Origin of the sequence: Planomonospora corallina, from assembly GCF_042650625.1 — a bacterium.
Lineage (GTDB): Bacteria > Actinomycetota > Actinomycetes > Streptosporangiales > Streptosporangiaceae > Planomonospora_B > Planomonospora_B corallina.
In genome coordinates this window covers 83,817-89,024 of the sequence record NZ_JBHSBM010000010.1, presented here as the reverse complement: position 1 = coordinate 89,024, position 5,208 = coordinate 83,817, and the positions used below count along the sequence as shown (strand labels likewise).

Sequence of the window (5,208 nt, the reverse complement as noted above, 5' to 3'; positions counted from 1 at the left end):
CCCGGGCCGCGGCTTCCGGACGCTACGGGCGGGGCGGGAGCGCCGGCCGGCGGCGGGAGGGACGGGCCGAGACGTCCGGCGGGCTCGCCGCCGGGCGCTCGGCCAGGGCGGCCAGGGCCAGCCGGACCGCCTCCTCGATCTGCGGGTCCCGCCCGGCGGCCCAGTCGTCCGGGGTGATGTCCACCTCGACGTCCGGGTCGACGCCGTAGTTCTCCACGCCCCAGCCGAGCCCCTCGAACCAGAACGAGTACCGGGGCACCGTGATGGAGCTGCCGTCGACCAGGTGGTGGTCGTCCTCGATGCCGATGACGCCTCCCCAGGTCCGGGTGCCGACCACCGGCCCCAGCTTGTGGATCTTGAAGGCCGCGGTGACGATGTCGCCGTCGGAGCCGGCGTTGTGGTCGGTGACCGCGACCAGCGGACCGCGCGGCGCCTCCTCCGGGTAGGTGATCGGCGCCAGCCCGCGGGGCATGTCCCAGGCGATCACCCGGCGGAGCAGCTTCTCGATGACCAGCTCGGAGGTGTGGCCGCCCCGGTTGCCCCGCACGTCCACCACGAGCCCCTCGAAGGCCATCTCCCGGCGCAGGTCGCGGTGGAACTGCGCCCAGCCCTCGGCGACCATGTCCGGGATGTGCAGGTAGCCCAGGCGCCCGCCGCTCAGCTCGCGCACGTGCGCCCGCCGCGCCGCCACCCAGTCCTGGTAGCGCAGCCGCCGGTCGTCCAGGAGCGGGGTGACCACCACCCGGCGGCCGCCGCCCAGCGTCAGCTCGACCGGCTTGTTCGCCGCGCCGACCAGGAGCCGGGCGGGCCCCTCCGGCGGCACGGGCCGGCCGTCCACCGCCAGCAGCGTGTCCCCCGGCTGCACGCCCACACCGGGCGCAGCCAGCGGCGAGCGGGCGTGCACGTCCGACGACTCGCCGGGCAGCACCCGGTCCACCTGCCAGCGCCCTTCTTCGTTGCGGGAGACGTCCGCGCCGAGCATGCCGACCGGCCCGGCCGCCGGGGAGCCCCAGGGGGCGGAGAAGACGTACGCGTGCGAGCTGCCGAGCTCCCCGACCACCTCCCAGAGCAGGTCGGCGAAGTCGTCGTTGGTGGAGACGCGCTCCACCAGCGGCCGGTACTCCGCGAGCACCCCGTCCCAGTCGACGCCGGCCATGTCCTCCACCCAGAAGTCGGCCCTCATCCGCCGGCCCAGCTGGGCGTAGGCGTGCCGCCGGTAGACCACCGGGTCGGCGGTGAGCCGGATCCGGGACAGGTCGACGGTCACGTCGTCGCCCTTGCCGTCGGACGGGCGGACCGTGAGCGTGCCCTTGTCGCTGACCACGAGGCGGGTGCCGTCGCCGCTCACCCGGTACCAGTCGAGCTTGTCGACGATCTCCTCGCAGGTCCGCTTGGCCAGGTCGTAGCGGTCCAGCGCGGGCCGGGGCGGGTCTCCGTCGAGGTCGCCCCGGTCCTCGCCGAGCTCGCCGGCGAGCGGTTCGCGCATCCAGACGAAGCCGCCCTTGACCGCGCGCAGCGCCGAGTAGCGCCCCTCGGGCACCGGCACCTGGACCACCCGGGAGGCGATGCCCTCGACGTCCACGGTGACGGCGGCGTCCTCCTTCTTCTCCTCGTCGTCCGGCTCGCCCACCGGACGGCCGTCCACGCTGGGCGCGAACGGCGACGGGGTGGAGGCGGCCAGCGGCACCAGGTAGGGGCGGTAGCCGTACGGGAACGACATGTCGAAGGAGTGCGCGTCGTAGACCGGGTCGAACCCGCGGCGCGACAGGAACGCCAGGTGGTCGCCGGTGAAGGCGGGCGAGACGTCCACGAACCGGCCGTCGGTCACGTCGTGCACGGTCCGGTCCACCACCCGGGCCAGCCGGATCCGGCGCAGCGGGGTGGCCTCCGGGTGCGACCAGGCCAGCCAGGCCGAGTCGGGCGACCAGGCCATGCCGTCGATCTCGCCGTTGGCGCGGGTCAGCTCCACCACCTCACCGGAGGCCACGTCCACCAGGAGCAGCCGGCCGTCCCGTGCCGCCACCGCGACCGTGTGCCCGTCCGGGGCGACGGCCAGGTCTCCGACCTCGCCCAGCTTCCCGGCGGCGATCCGGCGGCTCTCCCCGCCGCCCGCCGGGCCGATCTCCAGCCCCTGCGTCTCGCCGTCGTCGAAGACCCAGACCACCTGGTCCGCGCCGAGGATGCGGGGCCTGCCCGCGGCGAGCGCGGAGCTGAGCTGGCGGGCCGGGCCGTCCCGGTGGGTGACCCAGTGCACGGTGCCGCGGATCTCCACCGCGCTGGCCCGCCCGGTGGCGTCCACGGCCAGGTCCTGGATGCGCCGCGCGTTCACCGTCTGCGGCTGCCGGCCCCGCAGCGGGGAGCCGGGCCGGACGTCGAGCCTGCGGGTCTCGGCGTCCAGGCCGTCGAGGATGTAGAGGTCGCCGGCGTTCTGGTAGACGATCCGGTGGCCGTCGGTGGTGGCGTGCCGGGCGTAGAAGACGTCGTGGTCGGTGTGGCGGCGCAGGCCGGTGCCGTCCAGCTCGACCGAGTAGACGTTCCCGACGCCCTCGTGGTCGGAGAGGAAGACCAGCCGCCCGCCGACGAGCATCGGGCTGCCGAAGTGGCCGTCCAGGTCGGCCAGCACCCGGGTGAAGTCGCCCTCCCCCCGCCTGGTCCACAGGCGGCCCGCAGTACCGCCCCGGTAGCGCTTCCAGGTTCCGGGGTCGCGGGCGAGGGCCGCGGTGAGCAGCGCCGTGGCACCGCTCCCGGGCTCCCCGGTGACCGCCAGATCGGCCACCGGCCCGTACGGCAGGCGCTCGGCCTGCCCGTCGTCCAGCACGTACGCCCAGGTCTGCGAGCCGAACGGCTGGCCGGTCGAGCTGACGGCGAGGATCCTGCCGTCCGGGGTCCAGCCGCGGGTGCGGGTCCGGTAGTCGCCCCAGTACGTCAGCCGTTCGGCGGCGCCGGTCTCCAGATCGGCCAGGAAGACCTCGGGATCCCCGTCCCGGATGCTCGTCCAGGCCACCCGGGTGGCGTCGGGGGACAGACGGGGGTATCCCACCGGCGCCCGGTCGGACGTCAGGCGCCAGGCCCGTCCCCCCTCCGCGGGGGCCGCCCAGACGTCGTCGTCCGCGACGAACGTCAGCAGCTCACCGGAAATATGGGGAAATCGTAGGTATGAACCAGAGGACATCGCTAAATCATATTGTCCACTATGAGGTAAATCATGCGAGTTTTCGGCCCGATACGCTGGCCACCATGACACGAGGCGACAGAGACAACCCCGTGGTGCTCTCCAAGATCTACACCCGCACCGGTGACGACGGCACCACCGCGCTCGGCGACATGAGCCGCACCCGCAAGACCGACCCCCGCCTGGCCGCCTACGCGGACGTCGAGGAGGCCAACGCGGCGATCGGCCTGGTCCTGGCGTTCGGCAGGGCCTTCGGCGCCCTGGACGACGACATCGCGGCGGTCCTGTCCCGGATCCAGAACGAGCTGTTCGACGTCGGCGCCGACCTGTGCGCCCCGGTCGTGGAGAACCCCGAATTCCCGCCGCTGCGGGTCGAGCCCTCCTACGTCGAGTGGCTGGAGGCCCGCTGCGACGAGTTCAACGAGCGCCTGACCCCCCTGCGCAGCTTCATCCTCCCCGGCGGCGCTCCCGCCGTCGCCCAGCTCCACGTCGCCCGCACCGCCGTGCGCCGGGCCGAGCGCACCGCCTGGTCGGCGATGGAGGCCCACGACGACGTCAACCCGCTGACCGCGAAGTACCTCAACCGCCTCAGCGACCTGCTGTTCATCCTCTGCCGCGTCGCGGCGGGCGGTGACGAGATCCTCTGGAAGCCCGGCGCCACCCGCTGACCCCCGGTCCGGTGCGCCTGGGCCCGTCCCGGGAGCAGGCGCACGGACCGGATCCGGTCCGCTCCGGCCTCCGGTGCCCCCACGGACCCTCAGGCGACGTCGAGATGGGCGCCCGGCGGAGCGGACTCCAGCCAGGCGACGAAACCGGTCAGCGCGCGGTAGCCCATGGCCAGCTCGAACCGGAACGCGCCGCTGGAGCACTCCAGCGCCGTCACGCCCTCCAGGAACCCGAAGAACTCACCCGGGCCGATCTTCCTGCGGCCGGAAACCACGAGGCCGCGCCTCGCGATCACGCGGCGCGGCCTCGGCAGCAGACCTATGAGCGGAATCCACTTCAGACAGCCCTGGGCGTAGCGGACGACGCCCAGGCGCCAGCGCCGCCCACCGGCCAGAGGGCGCAGGCAGCACAGCACCGAGCCCCTGGACCGGGTCAGGATCAGGATCCGGAGCAGCAGGAGGGCGACGAGCAGCGCCACCACGATGAGTACGTATCGCGCCATCATGTCCGCCGCCCCCAGAACCAGCACCGCTCAGAAGCAGAATTTATCCGACTTCCTCGCCGGCCGCGCGCAACCGGGCCTTGGCACGCCTCAGCGCGGCGGCGGCGTCCGACTCCTCCATGCTGGCCTCGACCGAGGCCTGGGCCCGGTCGAGGGCGTTCTTGGCCCGGGCCACGTCGACCTCGGAGCCGAGCTCGGCCACCTCGGCCAGGATCGACACCTCGTCGCCCGTGGTCGACAGGAAGCCCCCGTGCACCGCGGCGACGAGGTCGGGCTCGCCCCCGCCGCGCTTGACCTTCAGCACGCCGCCGTCGACGAGGACGCCGAGCACCGGCGCGTGCTTGGGCATGATGCCGATCTCACCGTCGACGGTCTTGGCGATCACCATCTCGGCCTCGCCGGACCAGATCTCCCGCTCCGGCGAGACGACGCCTACTCGCAGCTTCGCCACTTTCTCCACAGTTCCTTTCGAACCAGGCGCCGGCACGGCGCACCGTGCTCAAGGGTCGGGCACGGCGGGCCGTACCGGCGCCTAAGGCGACTAGCGGGCGAGTTCCTTCGCCTTGGCGATGGCCTGGTCGATGCCGCCGACCATGAAGAACGCCTGCTCGGGCAGGTGGTCGTACTCGCCGGCGCACAGGCCCTTGAAGGACGCGATGGTCTCGTCCAGCGGCACGAACTCACCCGGCTGGCCGGTGAACGCCTCGGCGGCGTACATCGGGTGGGAGAGGAAGCGCTCGATGCGGCGGGCCCGCTGGACGGTGACCTTGTCCTCCTCGGAGAGCTCGTCGATACCGAGGATCGCGATGATGTCCTGCAGTTCCTTGTACTTCTGCAGGATCCGCTTGGTCTCCTGGGCCACCCGGTA

General features: G+C 73.0%; 5 protein-coding genes. 1 reads left to right on the top strand and 4 read right to left on the bottom strand.

Annotated elements, in window-relative coordinates:
- Positions 1-22: 22 nt before the first annotated feature.
- Positions 23-3,172, bottom strand: coding sequence for a S41 family peptidase (locus ACFOWE_RS03980; RefSeq protein ID WP_377285424.1), 3,150 nt, complete (start codon positions 3,170-3,172; stop codon positions 23-25).
- A gap of 65 nt (positions 3,173-3,237) precedes the next feature.
- Here ACFOWE_RS03980 and ACFOWE_RS03975 point away from each other — a divergent pair, with 65 nt between their 5' ends.
- On the top strand, positions 3,238-3,840 hold the full coding sequence (locus ACFOWE_RS03975) for a cob(I)yrinic acid a,c-diamide adenosyltransferase (protein WP_377285422.1): 603 nt from the start codon (positions 3,238-3,240) through the stop codon (positions 3,838-3,840).
- Positions 3,841-3,929: 89 nt separating this feature from the next.
- Here the strand turns inward: ACFOWE_RS03975 and ACFOWE_RS03970 are convergent, their stop codons facing one another.
- The 3 genes from ACFOWE_RS03970 to ACFOWE_RS03960 form a co-directional block, all read right to left on the bottom strand.
- On the bottom strand, positions 3,930-4,343 hold the full coding sequence (locus ACFOWE_RS03970; RefSeq protein WP_377285421.1) for a DUF2550 domain-containing protein: 414 nt from the start codon (positions 4,341-4,343) through the stop codon (positions 3,930-3,932).
- A gap of 40 nt (positions 4,344-4,383) precedes the next feature.
- On the bottom strand, positions 4,384-4,791 hold the full coding sequence (locus tag ACFOWE_RS03965) for a F0F1 ATP synthase subunit epsilon (RefSeq protein WP_377285420.1): 408 nt from the start codon (positions 4,789-4,791) through the stop codon (positions 4,384-4,386).
- Positions 4,792-4,881: 90 nt separating this feature from the next.
- Positions 4,882-5,208: ATP synthase beta subunit C-terminal domain-containing protein (locus ACFOWE_RS03960; RefSeq protein WP_449301200.1), on the bottom strand; the 327-nt coding region annotated here is incomplete at its 5' end.